The organism is Heliomarina baculiformis (assembly GCF_019966545.1).
Classification (GTDB): domain Bacteria; phylum Pseudomonadota; class Alphaproteobacteria; order Rhodobacterales; family Rhodobacteraceae; genus Heliomarina; species Heliomarina baculiformis.
Window position 1 is genome coordinate 168,844 of record NZ_JAIMIC010000005.1, and the last position, 14,908, is coordinate 183,751.

Sequence of the window (14,908 nt, forward strand, 5' to 3'; positions counted from 1 at the left end):
GCGCGGGGGTGCAGAGCCGGAAACCTTGCCGGGCCATCGTGACCCGGATCGGAGAACAAGAAATGCTGATCGTATCTGGCACCATGAAAGTCGAAGAGTCGGGCATTGACGCCATGAAGACCGCCGCAGAAACCATGTCGCGCGAAACCCGCAAAGAGCGGGGCTGCATTACATACGCCTTCTGGCAGAACGTCGAAGATCCATCCGAATTCCGCGTTTACGAGGAATGGCAGGATATGGACTACCTGAAATCCCATGCAGAATCCGACCACATGGCGACTTATCGGGAGAAGCTGAAAGAGATCGGGGTTATCGCGCGCGATATCAACTTGTTCGAACCGGGCCCGTTCACCAAACTCTGACTACTTGGCTTCGGCCTTCAGCTCATCCCAAAGCCAGGGTTCGGCAAATTCCACCGAATTGCCACCCGGGTCGCGCACGTAAAGCGAGCGCGCCCCGTTGGGCCAGTCGAACTCGCTGTCTACCTCGACGCCCGCGGCCAGCAGACGGCTTCGCATGGCGTCGATCTCATCCCGGGGCATCGCAAAGCAGACATGTCCCGACCCGCGCGCCCCATGCGGCGGCACCGGAATCCGTCCGGTCTTGCTTGCGTTTTCGGTGGCTTCAGGGTTGAATACCAGCAGCACTGCTGAGCCCAGATCGAAGAACACATGCCGTCCTTTGACCCGCTGAAATACCCGTAAGCCCAGTAAGTCACCATAAAACGCCTCGGCTGCGTCGAGGTCTTGCATGTAAAGCGCCGCTTCGAGCAGCGCACGCGGGGCAGGGGCTTGGGGTAGATCGTTCATACCACGGACTCTAGTGCCCCAACGCCAAATGTCAGGTGATGCGGTCCCATGCGCCGCTGGGGAGCCCGTCCAACGTCCATTGCCCGATCCCATAACGTATCAGCCGCAGGGTCGGATGACCAACCGCCGCCGTCATGCGGCGCACCTGGCGGTTGCGACCCTCGCGGATGGTCAGCTCGATCCAGCAGTCGGGCACCGTCTTGCGCACCCGGATCGGTGGCACCCTCGGCCAGAGGGCCGCTGGTTCGTCGATCCGGCGGGCTTTAGCCGGTCGCGTCATACCATCCTTCAGCTCGACACCCTTGGCCAGCCGGGCAAGTGCGGCTGCATCCGGAATTCCCTCGACCTGGACCCAGTAGATCTTGGCCATCTTGTACTTTGGATCGGCGATCCGCGCCTGTTGCCGACCATCATCGGTCAGCAGCATCAGACCTTCGCTGTCCCGGTCCAGACGTCCAGCCGGATAGACCCCTTTCAAGTCGATGTAATCGGTCAGAACCGACCGCCCCGACGGATCGGTGAACTGTGGCAGCACGTCATAAGGTTTGTTGAAACGGATCAGCGTGGACATGGGCCGGTGCTAGCCAAAGCAGTCGGAAATGGAAAGCCCGGGTTGCCAAGCGGTCGCATTGTGTCACGCTTGTGGATAACGTCATCTGCTTGTCACGTAATCAGGTTACCTCACCGGCGACATGTTGTGGATGATACAGGCTTGTCAGTTGTCAAACACGATATATAGTCATTTCGAAACCGGGCCAGAGCGGCGGCGGAATCAGTTGCTCTCAGGCCCAGGGGTTGGAACCGGGAAGGGTGAGTTTACGAATGGACGGTGATTTCAGAACGGAGTTCGTGCGCTCCCCCGGCGCCTTGCGACAACATCCCGCTTTGGTGTTGAACGCGGATTATCGGCCCTTGTCCTACTACCCCCTTTCCCTGTGGCCTTGGCAAGATGCGATCAAGGCCGCTTGGCTCGACAGGGTGGACATCGTGGCCGAATATGACGAGGTCGTCCGAAGCCCGAGTACCGAAATCAGGATCCCGTCGGTGGTTGTCCTGAAAGACTATGTAAAACCTCAAAAGCGCGTGGCCTTCACGCGCTTTAATTTATTTCTGAGGGACGAATTCCGCTGCCAGTATTGCGGCGCCAAGGGAGAGCTGACTTTCGATCATGTGGTCCCCAGGGCCAGCGGCGGCGTGACCAGCTGGCAGAACGTGGTTGCGGCCTGTTCGCCCTGCAATCTCAAGAAAGGGTCCAAGCCGCTGCACCGCGCAGGTATGTCACTGCGCAAGCCACCGCGCCAGCCCGGGGCCGAAGAGCTGCGCAACATGGGTCGTAAGTTCCCGCCCAATCACCTGCATGAAAGCTGGATGGATTTTCTTTATTGGGATGCTGAGCTTGAGGCGTAACAGCCAAGATCGGTGCTCATCGGTCAGACACTTGCCTGAAGCTTAATCAACTTGGCGTCGAGTTCCTCGATCTCTTTGATTGCCTTGGCAAGACACACTTTCTTGCCAAGACCCGTCCCTAGATCCTTCATCGCCAGCAAACGCACATGCTGACCGATAAGAAACTCTCGTACGGCTATTATAACGGCGATATCGGCGACCCGGCTGCTTTTGAAAGCGCGCGGAAGCACGAGTGGAGACGTTGCGTCTGCTGAAAGTTGGCTATCGGCACGCGAAGGGTCAACGTCAATTCTGGAGATAACATCAACCAGCCGGTCAATGTTCTGACGACGTTCGTCGATCGAAGCGTACAAAAGATCCTGAAGAGCAGGAGAAGAGGAACGGGCCGCCAGATCTTCAAAAAACTGCACACCCTGCATTTCGACCATATACGCGTCGTACAGCGCCTGATTATACAGAGCGGTCACGTCATCACGTTCTGTGGGATCGAAATCCATCACTTTTCCAAAGCTAGATATATACATTGAGCGCACCTGTATTTGAAAGATTAACGCGAGGAAACCGGAATCGTTCCCGCTTAGGCTGTGTCGCTCGCGGCGCGCAATAACATGCCGAACAGATCGCGCGGATCATCTGGGTCGGCTAACAGGTCCAGATCGAGATACAGATCGCTGCCGGAAAGCCGGTCGCGCACATAGCGCAGGGCGCTGAAATCCTCGATCGCAAAACCCACGCTGTCGAACAGGGTGATCTGATCGTCCGACGTTCGCCCGGGGGTAGTTCCGGCGATGACCTGCCACAGTTCCGTCACCGGGTGATCTGGGTCCAATTGCTGGATTTCCCCTTCAATCCGTGTCTGCTCGGGGAATTCCACGAAGATGTCCGATCGGTTCAGAATCGCCGGGGCCAGCTCTGTCTTGCCGGGGCAGTCACCGCCGATCGCGTTGATATGCACACCGCTGCCAACCATGTTATCCGTCAGGATCGTGGCATATTGCTTGTCTGCGGTGCAGGTTGTGATGATCTGCGCGCCTTCGATGCTTTCTTCGGGCGAATTGCATTTCACAATCTTCAACCCGCTCCCGGCAAGGTTGCGAGCGCATTTCTCTGTGGCCGCACTGTCGGTATCATAAAGCCGAACGGTGTCGATGCCACAGATCGCTTTCATCGCAAGGCTCTGGAATTCCGACTGCGCGCCATTGCCGATCATCGCCATGACCTTGGCGTTTTTCGGGGCGAGGTGCTTGGCCACCATGGCCGAGGTCGCAGCCGTACGCATCGCCGTCAGCACCGTCATTTCCGACAACAGGACTGGATAGCCGGTGCCTACATCTGCCAGTAAGCCAAAGGCGGTTACCGTCTGCAAGCCGTCGCGGGTATTCTTGGGGTGGCCGTTCACGTATTTGAACCCGTAGACCTCGCCATCCGAGGTCGGCATGAGTTCGATTACCCCTTCGGCGGAATGAGAGGCCACGCGCGGCGTCTTGTCGAACAATTCCCAGCGTTTGAAATCCGCCTCGACGTAATCGGCCAATCCGCGCAGCATCTTTTCGACGCCGATATGGTGGATCAGCCGCATCATGTTGTCGACGGAAACGAAAGGCACCAGCGCCTTGTCAGAAGGTTTGCTCATCATCGGCTCCTTTACGAATGCGCGCGGGTCGGGCGGTCGAATACGCGACGGCCCAGCGCCGAGGCTGCCAGATCGACCATCACCTGTGCCGTTCGGCCGCGCTCATCGAGAAACGGGTTCAGTTCCACAAGGTCGAGCGAGGTCAAAAGCCCGCTGTCACTGATCATCTCCATAACCAGATGCCCCTCGCGAAATGTCGCGCCCCCCGGAACGGTGGTGCCGACCGCAGGCGCGATGCTCGGGTCAAGGAAATCCACGTCGAGCGAGACATGCAGCATTCCGTTGGCCGCTTCGACCCGTTCAAGGAAGGCGGCAAGTGGCTTGGCGATGCCGGTTTCGTCGATTTCGCGCATGTCATGGCGGTGAATTTCGGTTTCCTCAAGTGCGGCACGTTCCGCCGCATCGACCGAACGCAGCCCGATGATGCAGATGTTTTCCTGCGGCACTGGGTGCGCAACCGTGGGAAAGCCTTCAAACCCATCTCGGCCCGTGACGTAACCCAGCGGCGTGCCGTGCAGATTGCCGGAATCCGAGGTCTGGGGCGTGTGGTAATCGCTATGTGCATCCAGCCACAGCACGAATTGCGGGCGGTCCTGCGCTGCCGCATGGGCCGCGACACCGGCAACCGTTCCAAGCGACAGGCTGTGATCGCCGCCGAGAAATATCGGCAAACCGTCCTGCATCGCCCGTTCCGCGGCCTCCGCCAGCGATTGTGTCCAGGCAATGGTTTCGCCCAGCGCATGCAACTTGCCACCCGGCTGTGCAGGCTCAAAGGGGGCAGGTGACAGGTTGCCGCGATCTTCAACCTTGTGACCCAGCGCCTGCAACGCCTCGCCCAGACCGGCAGTGCGATAGGCATCCGGTCCCATAAGGCACCCGGTCCGCCGTTTCCCGCTATCTACCGGGCAGCCCAGCAATATGCAGCTATACTGTGTCATCTCATCCGCTCCTTTTCGAATTTCTCCCAATATCCGCCAAAACGCGTTGCAAGCCAGTGTAAATTTTGCTCAAATTGGTCCTAAATTGATCAATATGGCCAAGCTGAATGGACAAAACGGACGAACGCCTGATTGCCGCGCTGAAAGAAGACGGCCGTGCGTCGATCTCGGACTTGGCCGCGTCGCTCAATCTCTCGCGCGCAACCGTGCGCACCCGGATGGAACGGTTACAAGCCAGCGGTGACATTCTCGGCTTTAGCGTCGTGTTGAAACGCGACGTGGCCAGCCAGCCGGTGCGCGGCCTCATGATGATCGGGATCGAGGGCAGGGGCACCGACCGTATCACCCGCCAGCTGATCGCCCTTCCTCAGGTGCGCGCGGTTCACTCAACCAATGGCCGCTGGGACCTGATCGTCGCGATTGGCGCCGAGACGCTCGAGGAATTCGATACGGTGCTGGCGCAGATCCGCCGGTTCGACGGCATCGCCCATTCCGAAACCAACCTGCTGCTCAACACGAAAAAGGCGGCGCGCTAGGCGTCCAACGCTGCCGTCAGTTTCTTCTGGAAATAGGCCACGCCCTGTTCATGACGGGGCGACAGCGGCCCGGCCCGGTACCCGCCGCTTTCATAGTTCTTCTGCGTTTCCAGACAGACCTCAAAATCCTCGCGCACCACCTGCAGATTATCGGCGATCGTCTTCTGCCGCGCCGCTTCCATCCCGGGTGAGGTATCCTCAAAGTAAAAGTTGTAAATCAATTCGGTCCGGCGATGGTCAATCGGGTTGATACGTGACGTATTCATGCCGCCATTGAACAGCGACAGCGTCCAGTTCGGCCACATCCACATCCATTTCCCGCGATAGAACAACCCCTCACGCGGCGGCGCTGTCATCCGCACCATCTGGTCCAGCGCAACCGTTTCAAAACGGTCGAATTCAATCGCCTGATGAAAGGCCGGGTGAATGCCGGGGATATGATAGCCTTCGACAAAATTGTCCGTGTAGATCTTCCAGTTGGCGTCAAAGACCAGACGCTCTTCCTGCATCCACGTGTAGCGCTCGACCGGCTCATCCGCGACCTCATTGATCAGCCCGCCCAGCTGCGCCTCAAGCGGGGACGATGGCGCGATGGCGACAAAGAGCAGCCCGCGCCAAATGTCGAACGACACCTTGTCCAGTTCCCAGTCGCTCTTTTCGAAATCCGGATCTTCACCCCACCAAGGCACGTTCAAAAGCGATCCGTCCTCGCCCCAGACCCATTGGTGATAGGGACAACGTATCGTACTGCACCGCCCGGTCCCCTCCGGCAGCAGCCGTGCCCCGCGATGCCGGCAGACGTTGCGAAAGGCGCGCAGCCCGTCCTTTGCGCGCACCACGAAAACCTTCTGTCCAGCGATCTCCACCGCGATGTAATCGCCGCGTTTTTCCAGACGCGACGCCGGTCCGATCAGCTGCCATGTAGTAGAAAAGATCGACTTCACATCGCGGGCGTGAATATCGGCAGAGGTATAGTTGACGGGATCGAGATTGCGCATCGTGACGGGCCTTTAATGGTGACCGTCGAACGCTAGCCAAACCCCATGTCGCGTCAAGCGCGGCTTACGATTTCGCCCGTGCCGCCGCGACCCACATCAGCGCCAGTGCCAGCGAAATAAGCGCGTTCCAGCCGGCCATCGAGATATTGAAAAGCTCCCACGGAATGTCGTCGCAACGCACCAGCGGCGCGTTCATGATCTGCTCCATGAGTTGTTCGGAACTCAAGCCCCCGATGGGGCCCGAGGTGCAGGTTGTCGGACCTTCCCACCAGCCCTGTTCAACCCCGGCATGATAGAATCCAATTCCCGATGTCGTCGCTGCGGCCAGTGCGCCAAGCCAGATCAGGGCAGGAGCCGGCACAAAAAACGCCAGCACGCCGATAACCACCGCCGCCCCATGCGGCCAGCGCTGCCAGAGGCACAGCTTGCAGGGCGCGAGCCCGCCCAGATACTGCGACCCAAAGGCGCCCAGCAACAGCGCGGCGGACCCGCCGGCGGCAATCAAAACAAGAATTCTACGCATCAGAGATATTTAACCACCACAAAACCGCCGATCAGGAAGATCATGAACAGGGTGAACATGAGGCCCAGCCGCTTTTCGATGAACTCACGCACGGGCGGTCCGAACTTCCACAATAGCGCCGCCACGATAAAGAAGCGCAGCGCGCGGGCAAGGATCGAGGTCGCGACAAATGTACCCAGCGGCATCGAGGTCCAGCCGGACATGATGGTGATGACCTTGTAGGGAAAAGGTGTGACCCCCGCGACCAGCACCGCCCAGAACCCGAAATCGTTAAAGCGGGTGTTGAACTCGGCCATCGCATCGGCCTTGCCCATCGACATCAGGATCGGCTGACCGATGCTTTCAAACGCAAAGGCCCCTATCGCATAACCCAAAAGCCCGCCAAGGACCGAGGCCACAAGCGCGACAAGCGCGATCAGCCAAGCCCGCGAGGGCCGCGCCAGAATCATCGGGATCATCAGCACATCGGGCGGGATCGGAAAGAAGGAGCTTTCAATGAAAGACACCGCCGCCAGCCACCAGAGGGCATGGCGGTGGTCAGCCAGTTGCATGGTACGTTCATAAAGGCCTTGCAGCATGATCCGACAATCCCATGTGTCCGCCGCTGCGAACCTTTGTTAACCGGCTAACCATGCAGCGGAAATTCCGTCAACTGCCGACAAGCGCGATCACGACACTTTTCATACTGGACGTCGCCGAATGCCGCGGTTATGTCTGCCCGCGTAGGCCCAAGTGGCGGAATGGTAGACGCAGGGGATTCAAAATCCCCCGTCCTAACGGACGTGCCGGTTCGAGTCCGGCCTTGGGTACCAAGGGCTTAGCTGAGTGTAACAATATTCAGATCTGGTGCGACTCACACCCGTGACTCACACCGTCTGTTCTTGTTCTGTTCATGTTCTCTGCTCCTGAGCGGCCTTTGATAGGCGCACGCGATTTGCTCTGGAACGGTAATAAGCGACCATTTCGGCTGATTGATTTGTAACCGCTTGGATCTCTGCACCTGTGCATCCAGCTTCAGCTAATTGAACGATGGCAAGCTTGCGCAAGCCGTGCAAAGTGAACTGTTGGGCTTTCTCGCCAAGTCCCTTGCGCCACGCTCTAAAGGCCTTTTCGATCGCGTCGTAACCCAAGGGTTCGGTCAGATTCTTCGCCAATACATGCGCGCCGACGCGTGACCGATCTGCGATGAACTGGCGCAGCTCTATCGGACAAAAGACTTCGATCATCTCGCCTGCCTTCTCATCCAGCACCATCATTGTCTCACAATGAAAATGATCGAACCACATCCTAATGGCGGCGTTCGGTCTCTGTCCGGTCGCACGGATCAATTCAGCATCTGCGCGAACATTCTCAAGGGCAGTGTCGAGCTTGTTCACTAACCACTCTGGCCATGGCAAGAACTCGCGCTGTTTCCCGAACAGGTCGATTCCTGACGCCGGATTCTCTCCAAGCGGCCAGTCGCGTTTGTTCTTCGCGTAGTTCCATAACAGGCTGATGGTCTGGACATACCAATCCGCTTTCCGGGGCGTCTCAGCCAAGCTGTCGTGAATTGCACGGACGCCCTGGCGCGTGGTCTTGCGGACATCCTTTTTCAGGTTCCTTTCCATGATCGCGTCCATCGTGCGGCGATAAGAGCGCTTGGTGCTGTCGGCCAGTCTTCCTTGAATACGCGGATCTGACCTCCAAACGATGATTAGTTCGCCCCAGCTATACTTCGATGGCACTTGCTGACGTTCGTGGCTGCCGCTTTGACACTGCCAATAGAGTTCGTCCAACCGGGCCGGGTCACCTTTCCAGTTGAGCTTGACGGTTTTCTGACGCTGTCTGCTTCCATCCCGCCAGCTGATCCGATGATACGGCTCCCAGACGCCTTTCCGTTGGTCGTATTTCCAGACCAGACGAGGTTTAGCTATCCGTGGTTTGGGAGGCTTCAAATCTCGATGTGCTCGTTTCCGAGTGCGGCAAGACCGCTTACGATAGCCTCAAGGTCTTTCACCCGCCAGCGATCATGCTCGCCCACGCGTACAGGGGGCGGCAACGCCCCTTGCGCAACTAGGTCGCGGAACTCCCTGCTGCTCAAGTCGAGCATATGAGCCGCGCTGGTGGCGCGAACGCATATGGGTGAGAAATGCTTCAATGTTTGTCCATTTCGCTTCGGAAAGTGAGAACTCTAAGTTTTCAAGTTGACGCTTAGGTCAGATGTGCTACCGATCGCCCGCCGCGAACTTAATCAACAAGCTTAGTGAGTACTGAATGCTAAGATTTTCAATTCTGCTGAGCCTCATTGCAGTTCTCCTCACCATCGGTGTGCTTGTCGCAACAGATATGATCGCTGTTTAAATCAGCGGTTCTGCGCTTCAGTCGCGCGGATCTCCGGCGGCAGCCACGCGTCGATCTTTGCGATCTGAGCACGGCTCAGACCAAGCGCTTCCTGCACCGATGCATCGGCAAACAGGCCTTCGAGTTCTTTCGCTTTCTGGCCTTTCTTCAACTTCGTAAAAGTCGCGCGGGGCTCGTCGTCTTGGTCCAGATCCAGCAGCAGCTCGGTTTTCTCGATCATCGCGGTTTGCAGCGCGAGCAGGGCAATGCGGTGCAGGTCCTCTTTGCCGGATTGCGTCAGATCCGGCTTGGCTGGTGCCGCGTTGTTGCCGGGACCGTGCGAGCTGGTTTCTTTCTCGGAGGTTTCCCTTTCTCGATAGGCGCCTTCGATTTTGAGGCTACCATTGTGATCGACCAGCACGAAGATCCCGCTGGTTTCGCGCTGCGCGTCAGTGAAGTTGCCGGCGCGGCGGGTTTGCAGCGCGTCTAGCTCCTCAAGCTCGGCATCTCTGATGCCATCATGGAAGTTTCGGTCCTGAAACATCGGCCGATTTATAGATGCCGAAGAACCGGAGAGCATCGAGATCACGCAGCAGCCGGCGGTCGGCAAGGCGGCGGTACGTCCGGACGGCACGATCACGCTCGATCTGCGTGAATACGATCCGGCGGGAGAGGTCGCCTTTCAGTATCCAAAAACCAAGGGCGGCGTCATCACACTGGTCGATGCGGCGGTGGATGTTGCAAACGCTCGCAAGAAAGGCGGCTGGGGAAGCGGTATCTTTTACCGGCCAAGAGCGGACTCTCAAAACCGCCTGATCGCTCGGCCGCGCCGCAACACCAAGCGCATTTTCATCGATGAAGAAAATGGTGACGGCTACGGCAGTATCGTGTCGAAAGAGCCGGGGGTTTCGAGCACGGGGCAAGTCCTGAATTGAATCCTGAACAATGAGTCCAGCATTCCTGTTTCGGATGGCGGTGGCGGTCAGATCTACGTCAAATATGGGGAACATAGGGACAAGCCCATAAAGCTTGATCTCGCCCTGTCTCTCTACGGGTATTATTTCAAGCCCGAAGAAAATGAGCACGCGCCACATCTGATGTTCGCCGGCGGTCAAGACTATAACGCGGACGTTGCCAGCCCGAACTCGAAATGGATCTGGCTAAGAGCGCACAGCGCCAGTCACCCGATGCTGATCAGCGCCTGGGGTTCAGGAAAACCGAACTTCACGAACATCCCGTTCATTGGCCGCGTTGCTCGAAACATCATCTGGCAGGACGCGACTATTGAGGAAATCATCCCGTGGGATGCTGGCGCGTCAAACATGATCCTCGACGGTATCCGTGGGAATGGCATCGCTGACACGATCAAGCTTGAGAGCTCTCCAACGGCTCGGCAAAATCGCGATGCGCCGGCTTCATATTACCGATGGTTATGAACATGCGCCGCGCCCTGGCGGGAACAACGGTCCGAACGGATGGGACACGGACCGGAAGGATCGAACCGGGACAAGCTATTTCTCGGCTGTTGATGGCCTGCTGCTCGAAGATATCTACATGGATACTGCCGGTTATGCGGAAGGCTACCGGGCGGACTTCACCTAATTCGATCCCGACTCAGGGCTATATTTTCTCCAAACACCGACAGTCTTCAGCCACTTGATTTATGCGCAGGGCAACTACAAGAACGCGATGTTCAGGAACATGTTGCTTTCCCGCTCTTCGATGAGTGGCGCGCAATTCCGTGCGGGCGGTATTGTTCTTGGGTTGCTGGTCATCGAGGCGAATTCCGGATTTTCGATCGGGAACGGTGAGTACGTCAGGAACCCAAGCGACGACTTGGGGATGCCAAATTATCCGGGGCAAAGCAGTGGCTTCGCTCTGGGGAACGCAAATACGTGGTCGCTGGTCTATGACGCCGTGGTTATGAAAGGCGGGTTCCACCGGCATTGGCGGGATGCGTCCTACGACACCCAAGGCAATCTCATTCCGGCCGGTCCTAACCGCGACCAGCATCTCTGCTATGGCATCAGCTTGCAGGATCTCTACGTCGGGCTGCGCCATGTCCTTGTGATCGATCACGATCCGAACCGACCCGGTCTCGTGGATCTAACCGGCCCGGAAACCATTGGGCCGTGTGTCGAGTACATCCCCGGCTATGGGTCGAACACGCGGGCGTTCAGCCAGACCACGGCTATCTTGGATCAGGTCGACAACAACCAGCAACCGGACCCGGAGCAATACGATGTTCAGTTCTGCAATTGGGATGCGGCGACACCTGATTACCGGGTTGATGGCATTTCGCAGCTGATCAAGGACGGCACCACGCTCGAGGCTTACGAGGATCAGAAGACGGGTTCCTCTGGCAAAACGCATTACGATTTCCACAATCGCATGCGCGCCTCTGAGGCGCCGTGGGAAGAGCGCCGGGAGATCTCAGATTGGTTCCGGGGTCGCATGGGCAATAACGTCACGCGCAGAACCACACCCAAAACCATGCAGTTCAAGCCGAACGCCTGGCAATACACGCCGGGCTTCATGTCGTGCATCGAGCTCGATTGGTCGGCTGACGGCCTAGAGGGCCTCCCCGGTGACGTCGAGGGCGACAGCGTCGACACCTACGGCGCGCCCTACATGAACTGGAACCTCGATCCGAAGTTTGACTTTGAGGGCCTGACGCTTCGGCGGATCCTGATGGAGGTCACGCAGGGCGCACTTATTGCGTCCGATCCGGTGACGGTCATTGGCGATAGCCGGGTCAATCCTTCTATGGGCACCATCTTTGGGATTGGTGGCTATAGCGGATCGGACAAGCTCGCCGTTGATTGCTATGACGGCATGTTCATGAACACCGGCGACGTTCAGGGGAATGTCGATATCACGGCGCGGGCAAATAGCGATGTTGCCCTGGTCATGGATGACGGTGATTTCACCCTGTCGAGCGGGAACAGTCTGACCATCTATGGGATGTCGAATGTTGGTTTCGATGGGGTCAGCGCGACGACGCGGACGCTCACAATCCAACCGGGATCGACCGTTTCATTCAAGCCGACGCTTCGGATCTGGTGTCAGGAAAACGGGCCCAGTTATTTCTTGCCAAAGCCGGGCCATGAAATGACCGGCAGCGGCGGGACGATCGGAACTGTTCGCGAATTCCAGCCACGGATCGAAGATGATTTCATGGCTATCCTTGATGATATTCAATATGTCCCGGCGAATGCTGAAAACGTGTCGGGGGTCGTGATCCGAGGTCTCGACGATGATCAGGGCGAAAAGACTGATTACGCGCGCCTGGACTATGGCGAGCACGCGCCTGAAGTCTGGTTCGATGGTTCTGTTTCCGAAGTCGTCACCGGCATCAAAGGTTTTGACGACTTCAAAACAGATAAAGTCATCGAGCCTGATTTGCCTAGCGCGGTCGTGATCAACGGCGGCACGCTGCATCTGGACATCACCGGAGTTGCAAACGGCACCTACGTCAAAATGAATGTTGATAGTATCTCAGGCGCATTTGACGCTGTGACTGCGGCGGGAAACAGCGCCAAGGATATCACGGTTTCGATCACCGCAACGACGTTGACCGTGCAGATCGCTGACGGCGATGGCACCGTTTCTGGCGGGACATCGTAGGTGGCGCTGAAAATAGAAGCACGCTTCAAAAATGAACGCGCCGGTGACTTTGCAATTGGAGTGTTTCAAAGCACCGATATTGACTGTTTAGGCAATCCAGCCGGCGATTATATACAAGATGATGATCGCCCCAGCTATTGTGGCGATTACCAGCCAAGGGTTCGTGGGTTTCAGTGGTGCATGTGCTGGCATGCCACTTCCTGAAAAAAAGCACTTTACTTGATCTGGTATCTATAGCCGGCTCGACGGGCACGAATTTGTTAGAAGGTAAAATTATGGAATTTCACGTCTGGCTCGCGTTCGCGTCCGCTTCAATCGCTCTGCTGTTGATACCGGGGCCGACCGTGCTTTTGATTTTGAGCTATGCCATTAGCCAAGGCCGTCGGGTTGCACTGGCGACGGTTGCGGGCGTCGCGCTAGGCGATCTGGTTGCCATGTCAGCGTCTTTGGCAGGACTAGGCGCGCTGGTTCTGGCTTCTTCCAAGCTGTTTATTCTTTTGAAGTGGATCGGGGCCATCTATCTCGTGTATCTCGGGATTAAGTTGTTTCGGAGCGCCCCAGATGCTTCCTTGGAGATGCTGGACGATGCGCCCGCCACGTCCCCCCGCAAGGTCTGTGCTCATACTGCTGCGGTCACGGCCCTCATCCATTGTTTTCTTCATCGCTTTCGTCCCGCAGTTCATCAATCCGAACACAGCTTTGGCACCGCAGTTCGGGCTGCTTGTTGCTACCTTCGTTGGCTTCGCAGCGATCAATGCACTTGCCTATGCCCTGCTCGCTGACAAGCTGCGCCAGAAAATCGTTCGTCCGTCCGTGCTTCCATTTTTGACTAGGCTGGGAGGCGGTGCACTTGTGGCAATGGGGGTCGCAACCTCTACGATCCGCCGTTCTTGATCGCAACGCTTCGGTGGCTTTGTCTGCACACCCGACCTTCGCGCTATGCGCGGTGAAGGTAAGGTTCGAGCCCAATTCGATTAATGCTGCAATACATTTAGATGAAAGCTTTTCGCGTGCCGCTGGGGAATCGAAGATACACGTGCGGTTCGACGTCAGATTTTAGTCGGATACGGTTTCGAGAGGAATATCGGATGTCGGTTCCGGCCGGTGCCTTTCAGAACTTACCCAAGTAGTCTCGTATCAACGCTTCGGTTTCAGGGGCATCGACGATATCAAGATGCCCGGCGCCCTCCACGACATGGTAACGTCCCTTGTCTGTCACATCGCTCAAAAGGGATTCGTATGCTTCCGCAACCATCGCTTCGTCCTGTGCGCCTGCGATCAAGAGAAACGGCGGGAGTTCGGCGACATCCGCAAGGTATTTACTTCGAGGTGCGAAGGATGTGTTGAGCCGCCAGCTATAAGACGTGGTCGCGTAGTGGCCAAGTGGACCATCCAAAATTGCTTTAGGCATGTTGAACTGGATCATGTCGAGTTGGTCAAGCCAATGGATGCCAACGTTGTTGAGCATCGACAATCCGATAATGCGGCGGGTCAATACATGCGCCCAGCCCCCTGAATTGGGCCTTGTCGTAGGGGCATTGTGCTTGAGAAACGGCGCCAGAAGAATGGTGCCACCGAGTTTTCCGCTATTTTCGCCTCCTGCAAAACGCACCACGATCCCGCCACCGGAAGAGTGGCCCAGCAGGATAGGCTCGCGCGGATCGTCTGCCATCAGGTCTGTGATATCGTCCTCGAATTGTCCGATGTAATCCACATCACCACGTCGCACAGGTCTGTCACCGTGGCCTCGAAGCGTGACTGCCTTGACCTCGGCGACATCCCTGAGCGCCCATGCCAGTCGGTCAAATTGTCCGCCAAACCATCCTGAGCCATGAACCATAATGATCAGAGGTAAGCTTTCGCTGCCTCCCGCCTTTACGTGGGTATATGAAAGCTCCGCGCCATCACGCGCGTGATAGGTCTTGCGGGTGAATTCGGGTGTTTCCGGTGGGACAAAAGCACCTGACGCGATGACTTCGGTGAAATTCAGCCCATCACGCGATTGGAGTGCTTTGGGACGTTGGGAGACTATAAGAGCTAGGGCAATAGCAAAGTAGATACTGACTGAGATCGCGGCGAAAGTCAGGATATTTGAAGTCAACAAGAGTCTCCAGATGA

General features: G+C 57.2%; 18 protein-coding genes, 1 tRNA gene and 1 pseudogene. 8 read left to right on the forward strand and 12 right to left on the reverse strand.

Going from position 1 to position 14,908, the window contains the following annotated elements:
- The first annotated feature begins 62 nt into the window (after positions 1–62).
- Positions 63–362, forward strand: a complete 300-nt coding sequence (locus MF268_RS12890) for a putative quinol monooxygenase (RefSeq protein WP_238371275.1) — start codon at positions 63–65, stop codon at positions 360–362.
- Here MF268_RS12890 and MF268_RS12895 read toward each other — a convergent pair whose 3' ends face one another.
- Together MF268_RS12895 and MF268_RS12900 are read right to left on the reverse strand one after the other, a co-directional pair.
- Positions 363–809 carry a VOC family protein gene (locus MF268_RS12895; protein WP_238371276.1) on the reverse strand — a complete coding sequence of 149 codons (447 nt, stop codon included), beginning with the start codon at positions 807–809 and terminating at the stop codon, positions 363–365.
- A gap of 31 nt (positions 810–840) precedes the next feature.
- A complete protein-coding gene (locus tag MF268_RS12900) occupies positions 841–1,380 on the reverse strand; it encodes a pseudouridine synthase (RefSeq protein WP_238371277.1) in 540 nt (179 codons plus the stop codon).
- A 251-nt stretch (positions 1,381–1,631) separates the two neighbouring features.
- On the opposite strand from MF268_RS12900, the gene MF268_RS12905 reads away from it, so the two are divergent.
- On the forward strand, positions 1,632–2,216 hold the full coding sequence (locus MF268_RS12905) for an HNH endonuclease (protein WP_088635435.1): 585 nt from the start codon (positions 1,632–1,634) through the stop codon (positions 2,214–2,216).
- A 23-nt stretch (positions 2,217–2,239) separates the two neighbouring features.
- Here the strand turns inward: MF268_RS12905 and MF268_RS12910 are convergent, their stop codons facing one another.
- From MF268_RS12910 to rocF, 3 genes are all read right to left on the reverse strand, one after another.
- Complete coding sequence (locus MF268_RS12910) at positions 2,240–2,713, reverse strand: DUF892 family protein (protein ID WP_238371278.1); 474 nt, start codon at positions 2,711–2,713, stop codon at positions 2,240–2,242.
- Between the two features lie 80 nt (positions 2,714–2,793).
- Positions 2,794–3,849, reverse strand: coding sequence for an ornithine cyclodeaminase (locus MF268_RS12915; protein ID WP_238371279.1), 1,056 nt, complete (start codon positions 3,847–3,849; stop codon positions 2,794–2,796).
- Positions 3,850–3,860: 11 nt separating this feature from the next.
- Positions 3,861–4,787 (reverse strand): arginase, encoded by a 927-nt coding sequence (gene rocF / locus MF268_RS12920; RefSeq protein WP_238371280.1) that lies wholly within the window; start codon positions 4,785–4,787, stop codon positions 3,861–3,863.
- Positions 4,788–4,894: 107 nt separating this feature from the next.
- Here rocF and MF268_RS12925 point away from each other — a divergent pair, with 107 nt between their 5' ends.
- Positions 4,895–5,323 (forward strand): Lrp/AsnC family transcriptional regulator, encoded by a 429-nt coding sequence (locus tag MF268_RS12925; protein WP_238371281.1) that lies wholly within the window; start codon positions 4,895–4,897, stop codon positions 5,321–5,323.
- Here the strand turns inward: MF268_RS12925 and MF268_RS12930 are convergent.
- The 3 genes from MF268_RS12930 to MF268_RS12940 all read right to left on the reverse strand — a co-directional run bounded on the left by MF268_RS12930 (position 5,320) and on the right by MF268_RS12940 (position 7,422).
- Complete coding sequence (locus MF268_RS12930) at positions 5,320–6,321, reverse strand: aromatic ring-hydroxylating oxygenase subunit alpha (RefSeq protein WP_238371282.1); 1,002 nt, start codon at positions 6,319–6,321, stop codon at positions 5,320–5,322. The genes MF268_RS12925 and MF268_RS12930 overlap by 4 nt on opposite strands.
- Before the next feature lie 64 nt (positions 6,322–6,385).
- Positions 6,386–6,844, reverse strand: a complete 459-nt coding sequence (locus MF268_RS12935; protein WP_238371283.1) for a disulfide bond formation protein B — start codon at positions 6,842–6,844, stop codon at positions 6,386–6,388.
- On the reverse strand, positions 6,844–7,422 hold the full coding sequence (locus MF268_RS12940) for a YqaA family protein (RefSeq protein ID WP_238371284.1): 579 nt from the start codon (positions 7,420–7,422) through the stop codon (positions 6,844–6,846). The genes MF268_RS12935 and MF268_RS12940 overlap by 1 nt, the downstream gene beginning before the upstream one ends.
- A gap of 148 nt (positions 7,423–7,570) precedes the next feature.
- Between MF268_RS12940 and MF268_RS12945 the strand changes: the two genes are divergently transcribed.
- Positions 7,571–7,656: transfer RNA gene (locus tag MF268_RS12945), tRNA-Leu, on the forward strand.
- Between the two features lie 78 nt (positions 7,657–7,734).
- Here MF268_RS12945 and MF268_RS12950 read toward each other — a convergent pair.
- The 3 genes from MF268_RS12950 to MF268_RS12960 form a co-directional block, all read right to left on the reverse strand.
- On the reverse strand, positions 7,735–8,619 hold the full coding sequence (locus tag MF268_RS12950) for a tyrosine-type recombinase/integrase (RefSeq protein ID WP_238371285.1): 885 nt from the start codon (positions 8,617–8,619) through the stop codon (positions 7,735–7,737).
- 566 nt (positions 8,620–9,185) lie between these two features.
- Positions 9,186–9,707 carry a hypothetical protein gene (locus MF268_RS12955; protein ID WP_238371286.1) on the reverse strand — a complete coding sequence of 174 codons (522 nt, stop codon included), beginning with the start codon at positions 9,705–9,707 and terminating at the stop codon, positions 9,186–9,188.
- Positions 9,682–10,257, reverse strand: a complete 576-nt coding sequence (locus tag MF268_RS12960) for a hypothetical protein (protein ID WP_238371287.1) — start codon at positions 10,255–10,257, stop codon at positions 9,682–9,684. The genes MF268_RS12955 and MF268_RS12960 overlap by 26 nt, the downstream gene beginning before the upstream one ends.
- 3 nt (positions 10,258–10,260) lie before the next feature.
- Here MF268_RS12960 and MF268_RS12965 point away from each other — a divergent pair, with 3 nt between their 5' ends.
- From MF268_RS12965 to MF268_RS12980, 4 genes and pseudogenes are all read left to right on the forward strand, one after another.
- Entirely contained in the window at positions 10,261–10,599 is a 339-nt protein-coding gene (locus MF268_RS12965; protein ID WP_238371288.1) for a hypothetical protein, read from the forward strand.
- The gene (locus MF268_RS12970) at positions 10,568–10,765 is read left to right on the forward strand and encodes a hypothetical protein (protein WP_238371289.1); all 198 of its coding nucleotides are present in this window, start codon (positions 10,568–10,570) and stop codon (positions 10,763–10,765) included. Before MF268_RS12965 ends, MF268_RS12970 begins: the two co-directional genes overlap by 32 nt.
- 54 nt (positions 10,766–10,819) lie before the next feature.
- Complete coding sequence (locus tag MF268_RS12975; protein WP_238371290.1) at positions 10,820–12,790, forward strand: hypothetical protein; 1,971 nt, start codon at positions 10,820–10,822, stop codon at positions 12,788–12,790.
- A 275-nt stretch (positions 12,791–13,065) separates the two neighbouring features.
- Positions 13,066–13,684, forward strand: a pseudogene (locus tag MF268_RS12980) (LysE family translocator).
- A gap of 217 nt (positions 13,685–13,901) precedes the next feature.
- Here MF268_RS12980 and MF268_RS12985 read toward each other — a convergent pair.
- Positions 13,902–14,891 carry an alpha/beta fold hydrolase gene (locus MF268_RS12985; protein WP_238371291.1) on the reverse strand — a complete coding sequence of 330 codons (990 nt, stop codon included), beginning with the start codon at positions 14,889–14,891 and terminating at the stop codon, positions 13,902–13,904.
- Positions 14,892–14,908: the final 17 nt, after the last annotated feature.

Coding starts and splice junctions, on each gene's coding strand:
- MF268_RS12925 (WP_238371281.1), top strand. CDS start 4,895: ATGGACAAAACGGACGAACGCCTGATTGCCGCGCTGAAAGAAGACGGC.
- MF268_RS12890 (WP_238371275.1), top strand. CDS start 63: ATGCTGATCGTATCTGGCACCATGAAAGTCGAAGAGTCGGGCATTGAC.
- MF268_RS12915 (WP_238371279.1), bottom strand. CDS start 3,849: ATGAGCAAACCTTCTGACAAGGCGCTGGTGCCTTTCGTTTCCGTCGAC.
- MF268_RS12900 (WP_238371277.1), bottom strand. CDS start 1,380: ATGTCCACGCTGATCCGTTTCAACAAACCTTATGACGTGCTGCCACAG.
- MF268_RS12940 (WP_238371284.1), bottom strand. CDS start 7,422: ATGCTGCAAGGCCTTTATGAACGTACCATGCAACTGGCTGACCACCGC.
- MF268_RS12930 (WP_238371282.1), bottom strand. CDS start 6,321: ATGCGCAATCTCGATCCCGTCAACTATACCTCTGCCGATATTCACGCC.
- MF268_RS12905 (WP_088635435.1), top strand. CDS start 1,632: ATGGACGGTGATTTCAGAACGGAGTTCGTGCGCTCCCCCGGCGCCTTG.
- MF268_RS12965 (WP_238371288.1), top strand. CDS start 10,261: ATGTTCGCCGGCGGTCAAGACTATAACGCGGACGTTGCCAGCCCGAAC.
- MF268_RS12910 (WP_238371278.1), bottom strand. CDS start 2,713: ATGGATTTCGATCCCACAGAACGTGATGACGTGACCGCTCTGTATAAT.
- MF268_RS12960 (WP_238371287.1), bottom strand. CDS start 10,257: ATGTGGCGCGTGCTCATTTTCTTCGGGCTTGAAATAATACCCGTAGAG.
- rocF (WP_238371280.1), bottom strand. CDS start 4,787: ATGACACAGTATAGCTGCATATTGCTGGGCTGCCCGGTAGATAGCGGG.
- MF268_RS12970 (WP_238371289.1), top strand. CDS start 10,568: ATGCGCCGGCTTCATATTACCGATGGTTATGAACATGCGCCGCGCCCT.
- MF268_RS12895 (WP_238371276.1), bottom strand. CDS start 809: ATGAACGATCTACCCCAAGCCCCTGCCCCGCGTGCGCTGCTCGAAGCG.
- MF268_RS12935 (WP_238371283.1), bottom strand. CDS start 6,844: ATGCGTAGAATTCTTGTTTTGATTGCCGCCGGCGGGTCCGCCGCGCTG.
- MF268_RS12955 (WP_238371286.1), bottom strand. CDS start 9,707: ATGTTTCAGGACCGAAACTTCCATGATGGCATCAGAGATGCCGAGCTT.